Source organism: Halopseudomonas oceani, assembly GCF_963677335.1.
GTDB lineage: Bacteria > Pseudomonadota > Gammaproteobacteria > Pseudomonadales > Pseudomonadaceae > Halopseudomonas > Halopseudomonas oceani.
Genome location: NZ_OY781932.1, coordinates 2004536 through 2024177, shown reverse-complemented (window position 1 = coordinate 2024177; position 19642 = coordinate 2004536). Strand labels below are relative to the sequence as shown.

The following is a 19642-nucleotide window of genomic DNA, read 5'->3' as shown; positions in this document are numbered from 1 at the left end:
ATCAAGCGGCAAACAATAACAAACGTCGCCATTTCCACCGGACAATCGGCGGCACTCGAGTCGAGGACGACCTATGAGCAGCTTGCCGCCCGATACCCGGCTTTTGCTGATTGACGACCACCAGATCTACCTGGATGGCCTCACATTGACCCTTGGTTCACTCTGCGAAGGGGTGCAGCTCGACCACGCTCGCAACGCCGCCGAGGCCATGCAGAGCGTTCGCGAACACCCCTACGACCTGATCCTGCTCGATCTGCAGCTACCCGACAGCAGCGGTCTGGCGCTAATGCAAAAACTCCGCGCCGCCGACGCCATGGTCCCGATCGCCATCCTCACTGCCAGCAACAGCCCCAGCGATCTGGAAACAGCCCTGCAGATGGGTGCCGCTGGCTTCATCAGCAAGACGACCGATGGCAAAACCTTGCTGGATGCGGTTACCCAACTGCTATACGGCGCCCAGATCGTGATTGGCGACGCCACCATGGCCGTCGACCGTCAGAGCAACGCGCGCGAAGTGGGCATTACCCCACGGCAACTGGAAATTCTTGACCTGCTGGCCGAGGGCCTGCCCAACAAGGTGATCTGCCAGCGCCTGTCGCTATCGGAAGACACCGTCAAAACCCACCTCAAGGCGCTGTTTGCCTCCCTCAACAGCCACAACCGTACCGAGTGTGTCAGCCATGCCCGCAAGCTGGGCCTGGTCAGCTTCTGATCAACTGCCCGACACCGCGCGGGTGGCATGCACGAGCATATCGTTGACAACCCGGCGCAGCCGCGCCGGCAATACCGGTTTGTACAGCAGCTGCAGGTCTGCCAGCCGTGCGGCCTCGACCAATTCCTCTGCGGTATCGGCTGTTACCAGCGCGGCCGGCCCACCAAAGATGCCGCGCTCACGCAGCTGTCGAATCAACTCGAGGCCATTGAGCTCGCCCTCCAGTCGAAAATCACTGAGCAGTACATCCACACTCGCGGTGTCCAGCCTGGCCAGCGCCTCATCGGCGCTCGCGAATGCCCAGACCACGCAGCCCCAGCTGGATAGCAACGACTGCATTGCCTCACGGCTCACCCGATCATTCTCAATCAATGCCACCTGCCCCTTCAGGCTGGGTACCACCGCCTGACGCAGCTCTTCTGGCTGGTTCTGCCATTCGCCGACCGGCACCTCTACCCAGAAGCATGCCCCCTCGCCCAGACGCGACTGGACCCCCGAGGGATACTCCAGCAAGTGCAGTATCTGTCGACAAATGCTCAGTCCAAGGCCCACACCTTTGTCGAGCGTGCGCGCCGGATTGCGCAGTTGGGTGAACTCTTCAAAGATCCGCTCCTGGTCGGCTTCAGCCAGCCCGCACCCGTCATCCACCACAGCGATACGCAGGCGCTCCTGGTTGCGGGTAACTTCGATCCGGACCAGCGTCGCCTCGGCGTGCAGCAGAGCATTGTTCAGATAGTTGCGCAGCAACCGTTCCAGCAGCAGCGTATCGCTGTGAACCGCCAGATAAGGTGGACAGGAAACCTCAAGGCGAATGCCGCGGCGTTGCGCGTAGCTATCGAGGCTGGCGACAAGCCGCTGCAGCCAGGGGGCAAGATTGAACGAACGTAACTGCGGTCGGACCATACCAACACTCAGCCGCGATATATCCAGCAGCGAATTCAGCATCGCCTGCAACAGCTGGGTCGAGTCGCTCAACCGCCCAACCGTGCGTTGTACCTCGCCACTGAGTGGCTGCTCCTGCAGATGCTGAATGAACAGCAGCATCGCATGCAGCGGCTGACGCAGATCGTGACTGGCGGTTGCCAGGAAGTGCGTCTTGCTCTGACTTTCGCGCTCGGCGCGGCGCCGGGCCGCTTCAAGCAACTGCTCATTGAGGTAGGCACGGCGCTGCATGTATTCATACAAATAGGTGCCCAGTGAGCCCATGACCGCAAAGTTGGACAGAAATATCCCGTCGGATATCCTCATCGCCGGCGGCGCATCGATCAGGTTCTCAGCAAACAGATAGCACAGCACAATCACCCAGGACCCCAGCACCGCCTGACGCATTGGCAGTGCCAGCAGAAACATCCCTGACAGCAGTACCAGATACAACCCATCGTGGGTCACCCGAATCGGCACCTGCGCCGCGCGAGCCATGGTAATGACCATCACCACCATTAGACCCGCGCAGATATACCCCATGGTCGCGACCGCAAACGCGCGGCGTGGCGGCACCCGCCCCGGCCGGTTGGCATACCAGATGGCGAAACAGATCACCGCCAGACCAACCCCACGAATACTCAGGGTGTAGTGCGCCAGCTCGGGCGGCAGATAGACATGGTCCAGCCACATGAACAGCAGCATAAAGAAGACCGATGATAGCGCCACCACAACCACCCGACTCGCCATTTTGGCGTGCAGGTAATATTGAAACGCATCCTCGATCGGCTTGCTGAAGCGCAGTTGCTTCAGCCCCTGCTCTTCGGCCAGAAAGGCGGGCTCGTCGATAGGGCTGGTACTGCTCCGGTGTGGCGGTTCCTGCATGGTTCAAGGCCCATTGTTGTTATGGATACAGCTGTTATGACGAGCTGTTATATGCGGCGCGCCGCAGCATTCAAAATAATTTAAAAACAATGCATTACCAGATAAAACTACAACTACGCTTTAAAACATGACGGTAACCTACAGGACGTAAACCGATGTCCGCCATTGCAGCGCAATCCACCCCGAAACAGCCCGAACCGACTCCTTCCTTCAGTCTTGTCCAGCTGGGTGACAGCGCCAGCTTGCAGCAGGGGATCATCCAGCCGACCCTCGACTACCTCGGAGTGAGCTGTCAACGCACGACCCAACTGCTCCTCGGCACCCTGCTCTGCACGGCACGTCTGGCACCTGGCAAGCGGGCCGCCCAGGCCATCGGCCCCTACGGCATCAGCGCCCAGCTGCACATCCACCTGTGGGACGATTACCTGGCACTGCAACCGGAGCTAGCCAGTCAGATACGTGGCCTAGCCAGTCAGCACTGCTTCTTGCGCGATCCCCACGCCGAGCTGGGTTACAACCTCGCCTACGCCACTGCCATCGCCTGGCTGGTCTATCACAGCCAGCAACTGCAACTGCCCAACCGCTCGGATCCAGCTAGCCTAGCGCGAATCTGGGAGGCCTCCTACCCCCATCGGGGTGGTCAGGCGAGCGACTTCCTCTATGCTTGGCGCCAAGCCTTTCGCCGACGTCCGCGGGCGCTCAGTTGAGCCATCTATGGCACTGCATCAAGCAGGTCGGGGTCAGCTTGACCCGGGTCCGATCAGAGGAGCATTGTGCCCGACACGCCCGTCAACAGACGGATTCGGCATCCACCTGGTCAAAGGAAAACAACAATGCCCCAGACAGCTAACGTCAATCGCCAGATCCTGCTCGCCTCCCGCCCGGTCGGCGCACCGACCGCTGCCAACTTCCAACTGGTTGAAACCCCGGTCCCCACACCTGGCCCCGGCCAGATGCTGCTGCGCAACCGCTGGATGTCACTCGACCCTTACATGCGTGGGCGCATGAGCGACGCCAAATCCTACGCGGATCCGGTGCCGGTTGGCGGCGTGATGACCTGTGGCACGGTCAGTGAGGTCATCGCTTCCGAACTGGACGGCTACAAGGCTGGCGACCTGGTCATGTGCTTTGCCTCCGGCTGGCAGGACTACACCCTGTCCGACGGCAGCATGGTGTTCCGTCTTGATCCGAACATGGCTGAACCGTCGCTGGCACTCGGCGTGCTGGGCATGCCCGGTTTCACCGGCTACATGGGTCTGACCGACATCGGCCAGCCCAAGCCGGGCGAAACCGTGGTGGTCGGTGCCGCCACCGGCCCGGTCGGCACCGTGGTAGGTCAGGTGGCCAAGCTGATGGGCTGCCGTGCAGTCGGCGTCGCCGGTGGCGCCGAGAAGTGCGAATACGCAGTAAAGGAACTGGGCTTTGACGCCTGCATCGACCACAAGGACCCAGCGCTGGCCGAGAAGCTGGCGGCCTCCTGCCCGGATGGCATTGACGTGTATTTCGAAAACGTCGGCGGCAAGGTGTTCGACGCGGTCATGCCGCTGCTCAACGCCCACGCCCGTATCCCGCTCTGCGGCCTGATCGCCCAGTACAACATGACCTCGCTGCCGGACGGCCCGGACCGCATGCCGCAACTGATGCGCCTGATGCTGAGCCAGCGCATCCGCATGCAGGGCTTCATCATCTTCGACAACTACGGCCACTGCTACCCGGACTTCCTCAAGGCGATGACGCCCTGGGTGGCCGAAGGCAAGGTACGCGTCAAGGAAGACCGCGTGGAAGGCCTGGAGAACGCACCCGAGGCATTCATGGGCCTGCTCGAAGGCAAGAACTTCGGCAAGCTGGTGGTCAAGATCGCCGACTGATCAGCCCGCTCTGCCCGTCTCAGGACGGGCAGACTTCCCGTTCGGCCATGTTGAGCTCCTGCAGATAAGCCGCCAGTCGTGCCTGCTGGTCCGCGCTGAGGTGCAAGCCCAGTTTGCTGCGCCGCCAAAGCAGCGTTTCGGCATCCCGCGCCCACTCGCGCTCACGCAGGTATTTCACCTCGCGCTCGGTCAGCCCGGCGCCAAAGTCCTCGCCCATGTCCGGCGCACAGCGCATACCCCGCAAGAAGATCCGACTCAGAGTGCCGTAGCTGCGCACGTAACGGGCAATCTGCGCCTCATCCAGCCAGCGATACTCGGCGCGCAGTTCGGCGTGCAGGCTGGTCTGTGACGCGAAATCTCCGCCGATCAGGGCATACTCAGCCGTCCAGGCCTTGCCAGCCTGGGGGAACCAGCGGGCAAGCTGATCCATCGCGTTTTCCGCCAGCCGCCGGTAGGTTGTCAACTTGCCGCCAAACACAGCGAGCAGCGGCGCCTGCCCCACTTCCCCCTCCAGCGTCAGACTGTAGTCGCGGCTCACTTCGGAGGGCTTGGCCGTGTCGGTGCTGATCAAAGGTCGTACACCAGCAAAGCTGTGCACCACATCCTCAGCACGCAACTGGCGCTTGAAGTGGGCATTGACCACGCTGATCAAGTAGTCGACCTCAGACGCATCCGGCTTGACCACCGACGGATCGCCCTGAAAATCGACGTCGGTCGTTCCGATCAGCGAAAACGCGCCCTCGTAAGGCAGAACAAACACAATGCGCTTGTCTTCGTTCTGCAGAATGTAAGCTTCCTGGCCTCGATGAATCTGCGGCACCACGATATGGCTGCCCTTGACCAGCCGCACGCCGTGCGGCGAGCGCTGCTCGATCACCCGCTCCATCACCCGCGCAGCCCAGGGACCAGACGCATTGACCAGTGCGCGAGCGGTGACCTGCTGAGTCTCGCCATCGGGCCCGACCAGATCTATATCCCAGAGATCACTGCGGCGACGCGCCGACTCACAGCGAGTGTGCAGCCGGATATCAGCGCCCAGACTGGCGGCCTGCACCGCATTCAACGCAACCAGCCGCGAATCGTCAGCCCAGCAGTCGGAATACTCGAAGGCGTGACTGATCACCGGATTGAGAATGCCCTGCCCGTTCAACTCCAGCGCTTTTGAGCGCGGCAAACTGATTCCCCGGTGCAGATGATCGTAGAGAAACAACCCCGCGCGCAGCATCCAACGCGGGCGCAGGTGCGGCCGATGCGGCAGTACAAAGCGCAGCGGCCAGATCAGGTGCGGTGCCTTGGCCATCAGCACCTCGCGCTCACCCAGCGCCTCGCGGACCAAACGAAAATCGAACTGTTCGAGATAACGCAGCCCTCCGTGCACCAGCTTGCTGCTGGCAGAGGAGGTATGAGCGGCCAGGTCATGCTGCTCGCAAAGCAGCACAGACAACCCGCGTCCGGCTGCATCCACCGCAATACCAGTGCCATTGATGCCCCCGCCGATCACGACCAGGTCTATCACTCTGGCAGTTTTGTCAGGCACAGCCTGACGCTCGTCCGGATGGGGTGGCAACATGATGGTTCCTCAACAATGGGCGGTGCGCAGCGAGCCCCAGTGTGCAACGGGCACTGTGTCAGCGACAAGACACGCCGTGTGACCGCTCACGCAGTCCGCGCAGCCTCTTGGCCGTTGCCCTCGCCCGGTTTACCCTTGGAGCCTTATCGTAGCGGCGCGGGCGCAAAACCGAAACGCGCCTTGCCCTGAACAGTACGGACCCGACATGACACCCGCCACCAAACTGCTCGACAAAGCCAAGGTCGTCTACCAACTACACCGCTATAGCCACGACCCTCAGGCCGCGTCCTACGGCACGGAGGCCGCCGACAAACTGGGACTGGAACACGGCCGCGTCTTCAAGACCCTGCTCGCCGCCACCGAAACCGGTGAGCTACTGGTCGCGGTGGTCCCGGTATCGGACAAGCTGAACCTCAAGGCGTTAGCGGCGGCTGCAGGCGTAAAGAAAGTCGCCATGGCCGATCCCGCTGCGGCGCAGCGCAGCACCGGCTATCTGGTTGGCGGTATCAGCCCGCTGGGGCAGAAAAAGCGTCTACGCACCTTTATCGACGCCTCCGCCAGCCAATGGCCAACGATGTTTATCAGCGGCGGTCGACGGGGGCTCGAAATCGAGCTGACCGCCAGCGACCTGCAAGCCCAGACCCGCGCTCAACTCTGCGAGCTGTGCCGCGACTGAGTTTTCACAACAAGATCAAGAACAGGACACATCCCCATGGCCAAGCCAATCCTCGCCATCGACCAGGGCACCACCAGCAGCCGTGCCATTCTGTTTAGCGCCGACGGGCGCCCGGAACACGTCGCCCAGCAGGAATTCGCCCAGCACTTCCCCAAAGACGGCTGGGTGGAGCACGATGGTGAGGAAATCTGGCGCTCGACTGTCGCCGTCTGCCACGAAGTGCTGGCCAAGGCCGGGCTGGACGCAGGAGAGATCGCCGGGATCGGCATTACCAACCAGCGCGAAACCACGCTGGTCTGGGACGCAGCGACTGGCGAGCTGCTCTACCGTGCCATCGTCTGGCAGGACCGTCGCACCGCCAGCTACTGCGCCGAACTGAAGGCCGCCGGCCACGAAGCGATGGTCAGCGAACGTACCGGCCTGCTGATCGACCCCTACTTCTCCGCGACCAAGCTGCGCTGGATTCTCGACAATGTCGAAGGCGCCCGTGCCCGCGCCGAGCACGGTGAACTGCGTTTTGGCACCGTCGACTGCTTCCTGCTCTGGCGCCTGACCGGCGGCAAGGTCCACCGCACCGACGCCACCAACGCCTCACGCACCATGCTGTTCAATATCCACACCCAGCAGTGGGATGAAGACCTGCTGCAATTGCTCGACATCCCCGCCAGCCTGCTGCCCGAGGTCATGGACAGCGCAGCCGACTTTGGCCAGACCGCGCCCGAGGTACTTGGCGCCAGCATCCCGGTTTGCGGCATCGCCGGTGACCAGCAGGCCGCCCTGATTGGCCAGGCCTGCTTCCAGCCAGGCATGGTCAAGAGCACCTACGGCACCGGCTGCTTCATGGTAATGAACACCGGCAACACGCCGATTCGCTCGCAGAATCGCCTGCTGACCACGGTCGGTTATCGCCTGAACGGTCAGACCAGTTACGCGCTGGAGGGCAGTATTTTCGTTGCCGGAGCCGCCATCCAGTGGCTGCGCGACGGTCTCAAGCTGATCCAGCACGCGGGCGAAACCGAAGCCCTCGCCCGCCAGGCTGGCGAGCACACCGGTGTCTATCTGGTGCCCGCCTTTACCGGCCTTGGCGCCCCCTACTGGGACCCGACCGCACGCGGCGCCATCTTCGGCCTGACCCGCGATACCGGCATCGCCCAGATCGTCGCCGCCGGCCTGCAATCGGTCTGTTTCCAGACCCGCGACCTGCTCGAAGCCATGCAGGCCGACGGCGCGCAGAGCACCGCCGCCTTGCGCGTGGATGGCGGCATGGTGATCAACAACTGGGTGGTACAGGAACTGGCCAATATCCTCGGCGTCACCGTCGACCGCCCCCAGGTTACCGAAACCACCGCGCTGGGTGCCGCCTACCTGGCAGGCCTGCAGCTCGGCATTTTCAAAAACCTCGACGATATCGCCACCCACTGGGCTTGCGAGCGCACCTTCGCGCCCGAGATGGCAGAAACCCAGCGCGACGCACTGTATGAAGGGTGGCTGGATGCGATTCGGCGGGTGCGGGAATAAGAACGCCGCATACTACGCCCCGACGCAACGATCGGCGCAAGGTACACCCGCTCGGGCACAGCATGCTGTGCCCCTTGTATGTTGACTGTGGTCCCTGTGACCATGGTCCCCGACTGATCATCGGGCGGCAGGTGACAGGCCGGTGTGCCCCTGAAGCCTCAAGAGCTTGGTTCGTAGATGGGCCGTCACCTGCCAACACACTCAGACAGTTCGAACGGTATCTGGTGCCGGTGCTGAGCGCCTGAGCACGTATTCGCAAGGTAGAACAGAGTGTGGTGACGATCGCCTGTCAACAGAGCCGGAGGCTCCATGACCTGCGTTATCGGAATCGACATTGCCAAGCACACCTTCGACATCGCCAAGCCGCTGGAGCGCGATAAATACCGCACCAAAGCCAAACTGGCGAACTCCCCCGAAGGCTTCAAGCAATTTGACCAATGGTTAGAGAAGCATGCTGAGCCACATTGCTGGGTGCTGATGGAGGCAACGAGCGTGTACCACGAAGCGCTGGCGACGCATCTGCATCAGCAGGGCTATCAGGTCTGTGTCATCAACCCTGCACGCATCGCCAAATATGCGCAAAGCGAGCTGCGCCGGGTTAAAACAGACAAGACCGACGCCAAATTGATCGCCCGCTACGCACAGCGCCATCTGGAAGAACTGCGTCCTTGGGAGCCCGAGCCAGAGAGCATCCGTCAGCTACGCGGCCTGGTGCGTCGGCTTGCCGACCTGAAGGAGTTGGCGCAGATGGAGCGCAACCGTCTGGACGTTAGCGCAGAATCAGCCCAAGCCTCTACCCGTATTCATCTGGAGCACTTGGACGGGCAGATCGCCTTAATCAACACCGCTATCAACGACCACATCGACAATGACCCGGACCTACGAGAGCAAAAGCGGCTAATGAAGAGCATTGATGGTGTCAGTGATGGCACCACCGCCACACTGCTGGCAGAGCTGGGCAGCCCCCTGCGATTCGACAGCGCAAGGCAGCTGGCAGCGTTCTGTGGTCTGACTCCGCGTTTGCAGGAATCTGGGATATACCGAGGCAAGTCGACCATCTCACGCACCGGGTCAGGCCGATTGCGCGCAGCGCTATACATGCCAGCGCTGTCGGCGATGGCCTACAACCCGGTCATCAAAGCGATGAAAGTGAGGCTGGCTGAACGCGGTAAAGCTGGTCGGTTGGCCGTCTGCGCGGCCATGCGTAAGCTGCTGCCCATCATCTACGGCGTACTGAAATCAGGCCAGCCGTTCGACCCGATCAGAGCACTTGCACGCTGATCGGGAAGACGGTATCTACGCAAGGATCGGCGTGACACACACCGTAGGGGCACGGCACGCCGTGCCCGTGGTGATGATTGCACACCCTTCTACACCCCGAAGAACCCGCGCAGTCCGCTCGGGCTCAGCATGCTGTGCTCGGGGGTTAATTCAGACCCAACAACCCGCGCAAGGTCGACAGCTCTTCCGCCAGTACCGTGACCGGCCCAACCAACGCACGGCGATCACGCTCGCTGACCTTGTCGTAGGACTCAAAGCCGCTGCTGGCATCACCCTCGATCAGATAGTAATGCGCCAGGGTGTTTTCGATGGCGGTGAAGTTCTCTTCAATACGCGCAACAAAAGCGGGGTCTTCCTGCGCTGCCAGCGGTTTAACCAGTTCGAAGATCTTCTTCGAGCCGTCCAGGTTGCCCTGGAAGTCCCACAGGTCGGTGTGACTGTAGCGATCCTCTTCACCGGAGACCTTGGTCGCGGCGACCTCTTCCATCAGCGCGGCAGCGCCACCCACCACTTTCTCCGGCGGGAAAGTCAGGTCCTGCACACTCTGCTCCAGAGTCTCGACATCACTCATCAGGCGCTCGGCATAGTCGCCCAGGCCAGCGGTGCTGTGCTCGTGAAACAGGCCGTACTCCAAACGGTGAAAACCAGTGAAGGTCGGGTCCTGCACGCCATGCTCGTAGTCGTCTTCACGGGCGTCGATGCTGGCATCCAGATCGGCAAACAGTTCAGCAATTGGTTCGATGCGCTCGTAGTAAACGCGGGTCGGTGCGTACAGCTGCTGGGCACGCTGCAGTTCGCCGGCCTTGATGGCATCGGTGAACTCACGGGTGTGGCTGCTGAACTGCTCCAGGTTGTCGAGCACGTAAAGCTTGTAGTCGGTAATCGGATTGACCAGATCCTGCGGTGCCACAGCGGCCTGTGCCTGCATGGCAACCAGCCCGAAGGCAGCGGCGGTAATGACGGTGCGAAGGTTAAACATTGTCCTGCTCCTGAATAGACGTATTAAGGCCAATCACGAATGGCGCTGGCTGGCAGCCAGCATGCTGCTGCCGAGGTAGTCCCCGGCTTGTACGCCCGGCAGCGTGAAGAAGTAGCCGCCGCCCACGGGCTTGATGTATTCCTCCAGCGGCTCACCGTCCAAGCGCTTCTGAACGGTAATGAAACCGGCCTCCAGGTCCGCCTGATAGGCAATGAACAGCAAGCCCATATCCAGCTGGCCGTTGGCTTCAACGCCGTTGGAGTAGTTAAACGGTCGACGCAGAATCAGGTTGCGCTCACTGCCGTGGGTGCGCGGGTTGGCCAGACGGATATGCGAGTCCAGTGGCGTCACCTTGCCGTCGGGGTCGTTGTTGTAGACCGGCAGATCGTGTTCGATGCCACCGTGCATGGGCGCGCCGCTATCGCGACGACGACCAAAGATGGCTTCCTGCTCCTGCAGCGGTGTGCGGTCCCAGCGTTCGACGAAGTTGCGGATGATGCGCACGGCCTGATAGCTGCCGTTGCGTGCCCATTCGGGCTCCTGGTTGCTGTCATCGACCCACACCACCTTCTGCATCAGGCCGCTGTTGTCTGCCGGCGGGTTGGCGGTGCCATCGCGGAAACCAAGGTAGTTGCGCGCACTCTCGGTCGAGCCGTCGGAGCGCGGCGCCATGACCGGCACCGTGCCTTCCTGCTTCCAGCGCAACATCAGCATGCCGGGGGTATTCTTGATGATGTCGCGCAGGGCGTGAATGGTGGTGCCCTCGGTGTTGGCGCAGAACTGCAGGGAAATATCACCGTGGCAACGATCGGCATCCAGCGCATCGTTGGAGAACGCGACCATGCGCTGCAGGTGACGGGGTTTGACCCCTTCCAGTCCAAAGCGGTCATCAAACAGCGAGGCCCCAACCGACAGCGTGATGGTCAGCCCGTCCGGGTCGATGCTGGGGCCGAGGATGCCGGAATCCACCGGAGGGTAGCGCGGGTCGCGCTGCTCATAGGTGCCGCCCTGTGTCAGAAAAGCAATGCGCTCGGTCAGCGTGCGCAGCAGGCGCTCCAGCCCGGCTTGGTCTGTCGCCAGCACATCAAAGCTGGCCAGCATGCCGACCGCCGGACGCGGGGTGGTAATGCCCTGCTGCTGTGCCCCGAAGAACGGATGGGCCTGGTGGGTTGCCGAGCTGGACGGCGCATCGGTTACTTCCGCTGTACGCGGCTGCTGACTGGCCAACGCACCGCCACTCATGGCCGTCGCAGCAGCACCGATACCTGCAGCGCCCAGACCTTGCAGAAAGCGGCGACGATTAAGGCCCGAGAACGGGCAGCCCGGTGAAAGGTCATCACGATCACTCATAAATACTCCCGATGCGGAATGTCAGTAGGCGCTGGCCAACAACGCGTTAACGCTGGCCAACTGGTCGGCCAACTGCTGGCTGGCCTGCAATAGGGTTTGGGTATCAGCGTCGGGCACCTGCTCGGCCAGTGACGCATTGGCCGTCTGCAGGGCCTCAGACTCCTGCGGGTGCGCCTGCTGTAGAACCGGAAGCAGCAGCGATACGACCTTGTCGATACCTGCCTGCAAGCCCTGCAGATCACTGCGCGCCCTGCGGCTGAGCTGCTCGCTGTTCTGCTGTTGGTCATGCCAGGCCTGCAACACCCGACCGGCGCCATTGGCCAGTTGGGAGGCCGGCACACCCTGGGCACTCAAACGTGACCGCAGAGCGCCCACATCGGCGCTCAGTTGCTTGACCACCGGCAGCAACCCGGCAGTGCTTTGCTGCTCGAAAAGGCCATAAGCCAGGCGTTCAAAGCCGCGAAAATCGGCATCCTGTTCGCGCTCGGCGAAGTACTCGGCGCGGGCATTCAGGCGCTGATCCAGATCGCTGAACAGCCCCACCGCCAGCGCCATGTGCTGATCGATTGCGCGGGCCTGCAGCCAGGCTTGCTGCGCCGCATCCAGGTTGTCGTCGGCAATTTGCTGCTGCAGGTCACCCACCGCACGCGCCAGCGCACGGCCTTCCAGCGTCAGATAGACGCGGTACTCAGCCAACGGGCCGATCAGTGCGCGTGCGGACAGATCGGCGGCAACGGTCTGCCCGGCGACCGCCGTCACAGTCAGCGTCCCGCGCGGATTACTGAGCAGGCCACAGGTCATCTGGTATTCACCGGGCAGCAACGTCGCTGTCAGTTGCTGATGCAGGCCGGGAGCGATGTTCTCCCGCTCCTCCAGCACCATCACGCCATCGAGAATTTCCCACTCGATCGCACGCTTACTCTCGTTGATCACGGTAAAGCGTTGAGCACCGGCAGGCACGGTAAGCGTGTTCGGCGTACAACCACTGGCGTCAATGGTGATCTGGTGGGTATCAGCCGTGTCGGTTGCCGACTTCGAACCCAGCGACAAATAGAAAATACCCAGCGCGCCGAGCATCAGCACGGCAGCACCAGCCATGCCAGCCCGCAACGCAAGCGGCGACGGAGCAGAAGCAGAAGGATCAGACATCAGGACACTCGCAGGCAGTGTTGGACAGGTGTAAAACTCAACCACCAACCCGCGCTGCGGCAGGTCTAGCGATCTGCGCAGTACCGGGTCGGAAGAAGAAAAACAGGGTGATCAGCAAGAAGCCGAGATAGGCGACGACTTCACTGACACTGGGCGCAGGCTGATAGCCGAAAATACCGGCAAACAGGCTGCCCAACGGGGTGTCCAGCGGCAGCCATTCGCTCAGATCGAAGACAATGCGTTGGCCGTGATTCCACAGGCCCGCCTCGTGCAATGCGCGCACCGCACCCGAGAACAAACCAGCAGCCACCAGCAAAATGAACAGGCCGGTGCCACGGAAAAAGTGCTTCAGATTCAAGCGCAGGCTGCCCCGATAGAACGCCCAACCAGCCAGCACCGAGCATAGAACGCCGAGCAGCGCCCCCAGCGGCGCGCCGGTGCCCCGCCCCTGCTGAAACACGGCCAACAGGAAGAACACCGATTCAAGCCCCTCACGGGCAACCGCCAGAAAGACCATGCCGATCAACGCCCAGGTTTGCCCCTGGCCAGCCTGAAACGCTTGGTCCAGTGCGCCAGTCAGCTCACTGCGCAGCCCCTGCGACGCGCGCCGCATCCAGAACACCATCCAGGTCAGCACGCCCACCGCAATCAGGCCAACCGCCGCTTCGAACATTTCCTGCTGACGCTGGGGAAACTCGGCGCTGACAAACTGCAAGGCTGCGCCGCCAAGCAAGGCCAGCGTCACAGCCAGAAAAATGCCAGTCCAGATGACCGGCATCCATGCGGCGCGCCCGGTCTGACGGAGGTAGCTGGCAATGATGCCGACAATCAGCGCAGCCTCGAGACCTTCGCGCAGCATAATCAGAAATGGAACAAGCATGAAAATCAGCCGCAATTGAGAATGAATTTGAATACGGCCAAATCATACCTGTAACAAAATATGTAAAACACTATTTCAGCGTATCCAAATCGGAAACGCTGATTTTCATCTAAAGCATCAAGGAATATCTCAAGGTCAGCCGCGGGCAAGCCGCCGGACGGGCAGCGGCTTGGGCCTTGGTGGAGTGCGGTCTGTCAGACCCGGGAAGGTAGAACGATGGGGCGACCGACAAGCGTTTGCCCAGACATATGGCCGAATGAGAACTCAGCCATAGCAGGAACTCGGGCTGCGGCTCAGCCGAGCAGGCCCGAGAACGGCAGAAACGCGACCAGATCGCCGGGGCTGAAGGTTTGCCCGGCTGGCACCCGTAACAGGCCGCTGGCGCGACTGGCGCTGCTGAGCACACCGGAGCTTTGATTGCCCGACAGCATTACGCGGCCGTCTTCGACATGCGCACGCAGGTACTCCTCACGACTGCCAGCGCGGCTCCAGGCGAACCCGGCAGGCAAGGTATAGGCAGGCGCGGCCACCTCTGCTGCGCCAAGGCGGGTCAACAGATAGGGACGCACCAGCAGCAAAAACGTGACCAGCGTCGCCGCCGGATTTCCGGGCAGACCGAGCACGGGCACACCTGCGTAGTGACCCAGCGTGAACGGCTTGCCCGGCTTGATCGCCAGCTTCCACAGAGCGACCTCACCGGCCTCGCGCAACGCCTGACCGAGACAGTCCGCCTCGCCGACCGACACCCCGCCGGAAGTAATAATCACATCAACCTGCCTGGCCAACTGCTGCAAACGATCACGGGTCGAGGCTAGGTCATCCGGCAGAATACCGGCGTCGACCACAGTCTGCCCCATGCCCTGCAACAAGCCGATCAAGGTAAAGCGGTTGCTGTTGTAGATCTGCCCGGGGCTCAGCGGCTGCCCCGGCTCGACCAGCTCGTCACCGGTTGACAACACCGCCACGCGCAGAGGCGTGCGGACCCCGACCTGATCTATCCCTACCGAGGCAATTACCCCCAGATCCTGCGGTCTCAGCCGGGTTCCGGCAGCCAGCAACGGCTGACCGGCAACGACGTCCTGCGCTTGGCGTCGGACGTTGTCGCCAGCAGCCACCGGTTCCAGCAGGCGCACCCGGCCATCCGCCAGCAGCTCGGCATTCTCCTGCATCTGCACGGCATTGGCGCCAGCAGGCAAGGGCGCACCGGTAAAGATACGCGCACAGGTGCCGGGCTGCAGCGCCGCCGGAGCAACCCCGGCGGTGATGCGCTGACTGACCGGCAGGCCATCAGCCATCGCCTGCGCCAGATCGGCCTCGGCCAGCGCATAACCGTCCATCGCACTGTTGTCCCAGGGCGGTACGTCGATAGCAGAACAGACCGGCTCGGCCAGAATCTGACCGAGCGCATCGGTCAGCGGCAACGCCCGCACGGGCTGCTGTTGATGGGCGGCCGCGCTGGCGAGCAGCCGCTGCAGGGCCTCGGCAACCGGCATCAGACTCATGCGCGGCGACCGTCCTGATCCGGGTTGCCCAGATGCTGCACGAAGTTGCACGGGCGGGTACGACTGTCCAGCTGGGTTTCGAGAATCCGCGTCCAGGCGGTACGGCAGGCGTTGGATGAGCCCGGCATGCAGACCACCAGCGTACGGTTGGCCAAGCCAGCCAGCGCACGGGACTGCAGCGTGGAAGTGCCGATGTCTTCGTAAGACACCTGACGGAACAGCTCACCAAAGCCATCGACCTGCTTGTCCAGCAGCGGCGCGATGGCCTCAGGGGTGCTGTCACGCCCGGTAAAGCCGGTGCCACCAGTGATCAACACGACCTCAACTGCCGGGTCTGCGATCCAGGCCGACACCCGTGCGCGCATCTGGTAACGGTCGTCGGGCAGCAGTTGACGATCAGCCAGACGATGGCCGGCAGCGGTCAGGCTGTCCGCCAGCAACTGGCCAGAGGTGTCGGTTTCCAGGGTACGGGTGTCGCTGACGGTCAGCACGGCGATGCCAAGGGCGGCAAAGGGAGTATCAGATGAGCAGCTCATGGATGGATTCCTTGCGTTCGGATAAAGCCGGACGGCAATCAGCAGAGGCGCCGCTTTCGTCCGCTACAGGCCCGGTGTTATAACACAGACCACACCAGCCAGAGCATTGAACATGTCAGCGTCACCCCGTATCAGCGCCCTGCTGCTGGCCGGCGGCCGGGGCCGCCGCGTCGGCGGTGCAGACAAGGGCCTGCTCGCCTACCGCGGCGCCCCTATCAGCGCTCATCTGAGCGCGCTGTTGCGCAGCGTGGCCGATGAGCTGCTAATCAGTTGCAACCGCAACGCCGAGCAATACCGGCAATGGGCTGACAGGCTCGTGACCGACAGCAGCACGGACTACCCCGGCCCGTTGGCCGGCATTCTGAGCGGCCTGCGCGAGGCGCGCGGCGAGCAGCTTTTGGTGCTGCCCTGTGACATGCCGCTGATCGATCAAGCCTTGCTTGAGCAGCTGCTTGACCAAGCCGACCCTGACCGACCGGTGTTTTTTCGCACCGGTGAACAACCCCAGCCACTGCCCTGCCTGATCCCACGCCGGCTGCTACCGGCGCTGGAAAACGCCTGGTTGCAGGGGGTGCGCAGCCCGTTGCGCTGGTTGCGGACAATGGACGCGATCTGCCTCGATCTGGCCGCCGACGAGCCACGCCTGACCAGCGCCAATACCCCTATTCTGTGGCAGGCGCTGCAGTAACCCTGTGATAAACAGTCGATTTTTTTTCGTTTGCCTCTTGTGCGATGACAAACTTTAGGTAAAATGCCGCCCACAACGGAGCGTAGCGCAGCCTGGTAGCGCGTCTCGTTCGGGACGAGAAGGTCGCTGGTTCGATTCCAGTCGCTCCGACCAACAGCAAAACCCCTAACTCATTGAGTCAGGGGTTTTTCTTTTTCTGCCGTCCAAGATCTGTTGCCGCTCCACCTTGCCTGGCCGAAGAAGGGTCTCCGGCAGGCAAGTGAACGGAACGGCGACAGGCTCTAATCAAGCATCTCACGCAACACGTGGTGCAGAATGCCGCCCGCCTTGAAGTAAGCGATCTCGTTGACGGTATCGATTCGGCAGAGCATCTCGAAGCTCACGCTTTGACCATCGTCTCCGGTTGCTTCCACCGTCAGCCGCTGCCCCGGCTTGAGGTCATCGCTGATACCCGTGATTTCGATTTGTTCGTGCCCGGTCAAGCCCAGCTCAGCCACGCTTTGACCATCCACAAACTGCAGCGGCAACACCCCCATACCGACCAGATTGGAACGGTGGATGCGCTCGAAGCTCTCGGCCAGAACGGCCTTCACACCCAGCAGGTTGGTGCCCTTGGCCGCCCAATCCCGGCTTGAACCGGTGCCGTACTCCTTGCCGGCCAACACCACCAGCGGCGTGCCATCCTGCTGATAGCGCATGGCGGCATCATAGATCGACATCCGCTCACCGGAAGGCACATGAATGGTCTCACCGCCCTCCTCGCCACCGAGCATCCGATTGCGGATACGGATGTTGGCGAAGGTGCCGCGCATCATCACTTCGTGGTTACCGCGCCGCGAGCCGTAGGAGTTGAAGTCGGCCGGCTCCACGCCCAGCGATTGCAGATATTCACCTGCCGGCGAGCTTGCCTTGATATTGCCGGCCGGCGAAATGTGGTCCGTGGTAATCGAATCGCCGAATACCGCCAGCACCCGCGCGCCGGTAACCGGCTGCAGGGGTTCCAGTGGCTCGTCGATGGCATCAAAGTACGGCGGATTTTTCACGTAGGTCGAGGCATCATCCCAGGCATAGGTCTTGCCCTCGCTGACGCTGATCGAGCGCCAGTGATCATCACCGGTAAACACGTCGGCATAGCGGGTCCGGAACATCTCATCTTCGACCAGCGCCACTGCCTCGGCGATCTCGCTATTGGTCGGCCAGATGTCCTTGAGAAACACCGGGCGGTTATCCTGATCCAGACCAAGCGGCTCGTCACGCAGGTTGATTCGGGTGTTGCCGGCCAGCGCGTAGGCCACCACCAGCGGCGGCGACGCCAGCCAGTTGGCCTTGACCTGCGGATGCACCCGCCCTTCGAAGTTACGGTTGCCGGACAGCACCGCCGACACGGCCAGATCGTGTTCACTGACAGCCCGCGCCACCTCGTCGGGCAGCGGCCCGGAGTTGCCGATACAGGTGGTGCAGCCATAGCCCACCAGATTGAATCCGAGCGCATCGAGGCTCTCGGTCAGACCGGCCTTATTCAGATAGTCGGTCACCACCTTGGAGCCCGGCGCAAGTGACGACTTGACCCAAGGCTTGCGCTGCAGCCCCCGCTCCAAAGCCTTCTTCGCCAGCAGACCGGCAGCCATCATCACACTCGGATTGGAGGTATTGGTACAGGAGGTAATCGCAGCGATCACCACCGCGCCGTGGTCCAGCGCGTACTCCTTGCCATCCAGCTGCACCGTGGCATGGGCATTCGGGCCGCCGACGGCGGTACCGGCACCGCCTTCACTTTCCAGCCGTGCCTGCTCGGTATCCGCCGGTGCGAGCTGCAGCGCCAGCAGTGCATCGAAGGCCTCAGGTACATCCGGCAGCGCCACCCGGTCCTGCGGTCGACGCGGACCGGCCAGGCTCGCCTCCACGGTACTCATGTCCAGGTGCAGGCTATCGGTAAACGCCGGCTCGTCGCCCGGTTCGCGCCACAGTCCCTGCGCCTTGCAATAGGCTTCTACCCGCTGCACCACCGCATCAGGGCGGCCACTGAGGCGCAGATAGCGCAGGGTCTCGTCATCCACCGGGAAGAAGCCGCAGGTCGCACCATACTCCGGGGCCATGTTGGCAATGGTCGCCCGATCCGCCAGCGGCAGGTCGGCCAGACCGTCACCGTAGAATTCAACAAACTTGCCGACCACGCCCTTGCTGCGCAACATCTGAGTAACGGTCAGCACCAGATCGGTAGCGGTGATGCCCTCACGCAAGCGGCCGGTCAGTTTGAAACCGATCACTTCCGGGATCAGCATCGAAACCGGCTGCCCGAGCATGGCCGCCTCGGCCTCGATACCGCCGACGCCCCAGCCCAGTACGCCCAGCCCGTTGATCATGGTGGTGTGCGAGTCGGTGCCGACCAGGGTATCAGGCCAGGCCCACTGCTCACCGTCCACCTCAGCGGCCCAAACGGTCTGGGCCAGGTACTCCAGATTCACTTGGTGGCAGATGCCGGTGCCCGGCGGCACCACGCGAAAGTTCTGAAAAGCCTTCTGCCCCCAACGCAGGAATGCGTAACGCTCACCGTTACGCTGCATCTCGATCTCCACGTTGTCATGAAAGGCCGAGTCGCTGGCAAAGCGGTCAACCATCACCGAGTGGTCGATGACCAGATCGACCGGCGACAGCGGATTGATCTGCTCCGGATCGCCACCAGCCCGCGCAACCGCATCACGCATGGCGGCCAAATCCACGACCGCCGGCACCCCGGTAAAGTCCTGCATCAACACCCGCGCCGGACGGTACTGAATTTCACGGTCGGATCGACGCTGCTCCAGCCACTGATTTACGGCGCGAATATCATCCAGCGTGACCGTCTCGCCGTCTTCATTACGCAGCAGATTCTCCAGCAGCACCTTGAGCGACTTGGGCAGGTGCTCGATACCATTCAGTTCGGCTGCTGCACGCTTGAGCGAGTGGTACTGATAGCGCTCTCCCGAGACATCCAATGTGTCAAGCGTACTTAGACTATTGGCTAGGGTCATGCGATAAACCTCCTTGCGCGGGCTCTAGGCCTGCATGGATTGCTATAATCTGAGGCAAGATTCTGCGAGGCCTCTAGTATCTGGCCTGCAAGGATGGCAGGAAGTTCCGGTAAATG

16 protein-coding genes and 1 tRNA gene are annotated in these 19642 nt (G+C 62.2%); 8 read left to right on the top strand and 9 right to left on the bottom strand.

Annotated elements, in window-relative coordinates:
* Positions 1-73 precede the first annotated feature (73 nt).
* Positions 74-712, top strand: coding sequence for a response regulator (locus ACKPCU_RS09430; RefSeq protein ID WP_104738247.1), 639 nt, complete (start codon positions 74-76; stop codon positions 710-712).
* Here ACKPCU_RS09430 and ACKPCU_RS09425 read toward each other — a convergent pair whose 3' ends face one another.
* Positions 713-2518: a hybrid sensor histidine kinase/response regulator gene (locus tag ACKPCU_RS09425; protein ID WP_321351674.1), complete on the bottom strand. Its 1806-nt coding sequence runs from the start codon at positions 2516-2518 to the stop codon at positions 713-715.
* Positions 2519-2673: 155 nt separating this feature from the next.
* Here ACKPCU_RS09425 and ACKPCU_RS09420 point away from each other — a divergent pair, with 155 nt between their 5' ends.
* Both ACKPCU_RS09420 and ACKPCU_RS09415 read left to right on the top strand, forming a co-directional pair.
* Positions 2674-3225, top strand: a complete 552-nt coding sequence (locus ACKPCU_RS09420) for a hypothetical protein (RefSeq protein ID WP_321351672.1) — start codon at positions 2674-2676, stop codon at positions 3223-3225.
* Positions 3226-3351: 126 nt separating this feature from the next.
* Positions 3352-4386: an NADP-dependent oxidoreductase gene (locus ACKPCU_RS09415; protein ID WP_321351670.1), complete on the top strand. Its 1035-nt coding sequence runs from the start codon at positions 3352-3354 to the stop codon at positions 4384-4386.
* Between the two features lie 19 nt (positions 4387-4405).
* On the opposite strand, the gene glpD is transcribed toward ACKPCU_RS09415, so the two are convergent.
* On the bottom strand, positions 4406-5956 hold the full coding sequence (gene glpD / locus ACKPCU_RS09410) for a glycerol-3-phosphate dehydrogenase (protein WP_321351668.1): 1551 nt from the start codon (positions 5954-5956) through the stop codon (positions 4406-4408).
* 205 nt (positions 5957-6161) lie between these two features.
* Here glpD and ybaK point away from each other — a divergent pair, with 205 nt between their 5' ends.
* From ybaK to ACKPCU_RS09395, 3 genes are all read left to right on the top strand, one after another.
* A complete protein-coding gene (gene ybaK / locus ACKPCU_RS09405; protein WP_321351666.1) occupies positions 6162-6632 on the top strand; it encodes a Cys-tRNA(Pro) deacylase in 471 nt (156 codons plus the stop codon).
* 36 nt (positions 6633-6668) lie between these two features.
* Positions 6669-8150, top strand: a complete 1482-nt coding sequence (gene glpK / locus ACKPCU_RS09400) for a glycerol kinase GlpK (protein ID WP_104738241.1) — start codon at positions 6669-6671, stop codon at positions 8148-8150.
* A 309-nt stretch (positions 8151-8459) separates the two neighbouring features.
* Positions 8460-9431, top strand: a complete 972-nt coding sequence (locus ACKPCU_RS09395) for an IS110 family RNA-guided transposase (protein ID WP_321351663.1) — start codon at positions 8460-8462, stop codon at positions 9429-9431.
* A 145-nt stretch (positions 9432-9576) separates the two neighbouring features.
* Here ACKPCU_RS09395 and efeO read toward each other — a convergent pair whose 3' ends face one another.
* The 6 genes from efeO to moaB form a co-directional block, all read right to left on the bottom strand.
* Positions 9577-10410, bottom strand: coding sequence for an iron uptake system protein EfeO (gene efeO, locus ACKPCU_RS09390; RefSeq protein WP_321351660.1), 834 nt, complete (start codon positions 10408-10410; stop codon positions 9577-9579).
* Positions 10411-10443: 33 nt separating this feature from the next.
* Complete coding sequence (gene efeB, locus ACKPCU_RS09385; protein ID WP_321351658.1) at positions 10444-11760, bottom strand: iron uptake transporter deferrochelatase/peroxidase subunit; 1317 nt, start codon at positions 11758-11760, stop codon at positions 10444-10446.
* Between the two features lie 21 nt (positions 11761-11781).
* Positions 11782-12909, bottom strand: a complete 1128-nt coding sequence (locus ACKPCU_RS09380) for a cupredoxin domain-containing protein (RefSeq protein WP_321351656.1) — start codon at positions 12907-12909, stop codon at positions 11782-11784.
* Positions 12910-12946: 37 nt separating this feature from the next.
* On the bottom strand, positions 12947-13789 hold the full coding sequence (gene efeU / locus ACKPCU_RS09375) for an iron uptake transporter permease EfeU (RefSeq protein WP_321351655.1): 843 nt from the start codon (positions 13787-13789) through the stop codon (positions 12947-12949).
* Positions 13790-14082: 293 nt separating this feature from the next.
* Positions 14083-15291, bottom strand: a complete 1209-nt coding sequence (locus ACKPCU_RS09370) for a molybdopterin molybdotransferase MoeA (RefSeq protein WP_321351653.1) — start codon at positions 15289-15291, stop codon at positions 14083-14085.
* Positions 15288-15827 carry a molybdenum cofactor biosynthesis protein B gene (gene moaB / locus ACKPCU_RS09365; protein ID WP_104738237.1) on the bottom strand — a complete coding sequence of 180 codons (540 nt, stop codon included), beginning with the start codon at positions 15825-15827 and terminating at the stop codon, positions 15288-15290. Before moaB ends, ACKPCU_RS09370 begins: the two co-directional genes overlap by 4 nt.
* Before the next feature lie 112 nt (positions 15828-15939).
* Here moaB and mobA point away from each other — a divergent pair, with 112 nt between their 5' ends.
* Together mobA and ACKPCU_RS09355 are read left to right on the top strand one after the other, a co-directional pair.
* On the top strand, positions 15940-16515 hold the full coding sequence (gene mobA / locus ACKPCU_RS09360; RefSeq protein WP_407651844.1) for a molybdenum cofactor guanylyltransferase MobA: 576 nt from the start codon (positions 15940-15942) through the stop codon (positions 16513-16515).
* 76 nt (positions 16516-16591) lie between these two features.
* Positions 16592-16668 (top strand) — tRNA-Pro (locus ACKPCU_RS09355).
* A 128-nt stretch (positions 16669-16796) separates the two neighbouring features.
* On the opposite strand, the gene acnA is transcribed toward ACKPCU_RS09355, so the two are convergent.
* A complete protein-coding gene (gene acnA / locus ACKPCU_RS09350; protein ID WP_321351649.1) occupies positions 16797-19526 on the bottom strand; it encodes an aconitate hydratase AcnA in 2730 nt (909 codons plus the stop codon).
* Between the last annotated feature and the right edge of the window lie 116 nt (positions 19527-19642).

Excerpts from the sequence above, each read along its gene's own strand:
- ACKPCU_RS09430 (WP_104738247.1), top strand. The coding sequence starts at position 74 with ATGAGCAGCTTGCCGCCCGATACCCGGCTTTTGCTGATTGACGACCAC.
- ACKPCU_RS09425 (WP_321351674.1), bottom strand. The coding sequence starts at position 2,518 with ATGCAGGAACCGCCACACCGGAGCAGTACCAGCCCTATCGACGAGCCC.
- ACKPCU_RS09420 (WP_321351672.1), top strand. The coding sequence starts at position 2,674 with ATGTCCGCCATTGCAGCGCAATCCACCCCGAAACAGCCCGAACCGACT.
- ACKPCU_RS09415 (WP_321351670.1), top strand. The coding sequence starts at position 3,352 with ATGCCCCAGACAGCTAACGTCAATCGCCAGATCCTGCTCGCCTCCCGC.
- glpD (WP_321351668.1), bottom strand. The coding sequence starts at position 5,956 with ATGTTGCCACCCCATCCGGACGAGCGTCAGGCTGTGCCTGACAAAACT.
- ybaK (WP_321351666.1), top strand. The coding sequence starts at position 6,162 with ATGACACCCGCCACCAAACTGCTCGACAAAGCCAAGGTCGTCTACCAA.
- glpK (WP_104738241.1), top strand. The coding sequence starts at position 6,669 with ATGGCCAAGCCAATCCTCGCCATCGACCAGGGCACCACCAGCAGCCGT.
- ACKPCU_RS09395 (WP_321351663.1), top strand. The coding sequence starts at position 8,460 with ATGACCTGCGTTATCGGAATCGACATTGCCAAGCACACCTTCGACATC.
- efeO (WP_321351660.1), bottom strand. The coding sequence starts at position 10,410 with ATGTTTAACCTTCGCACCGTCATTACCGCCGCTGCCTTCGGGCTGGTT.
- efeB (WP_321351658.1), bottom strand. The coding sequence starts at position 11,760 with ATGAGTGATCGTGATGACCTTTCACCGGGCTGCCCGTTCTCGGGCCTT.
- ACKPCU_RS09380 (WP_321351656.1), bottom strand. The coding sequence starts at position 12,909 with ATGTCTGATCCTTCTGCTTCTGCTCCGTCGCCGCTTGCGTTGCGGGCT.
- efeU (WP_321351655.1), bottom strand. The coding sequence starts at position 13,789 with ATGCTTGTTCCATTTCTGATTATGCTGCGCGAAGGTCTCGAGGCTGCG.
- ACKPCU_RS09370 (WP_321351653.1), bottom strand. The coding sequence starts at position 15,291 with ATGAGTCTGATGCCGGTTGCCGAGGCCCTGCAGCGGCTGCTCGCCAGC.
- moaB (WP_104738237.1), bottom strand. The coding sequence starts at position 15,827 with ATGAGCTGCTCATCTGATACTCCCTTTGCCGCCCTTGGCATCGCCGTG.
- mobA (WP_407651844.1), top strand. The coding sequence starts at position 15,940 with ATGTCAGCGTCACCCCGTATCAGCGCCCTGCTGCTGGCCGGCGGCCGG.
- acnA (WP_321351649.1), bottom strand. The coding sequence starts at position 19,526 with ATGACCCTAGCCAATAGTCTAAGTACGCTTGACACATTGGATGTCTCG.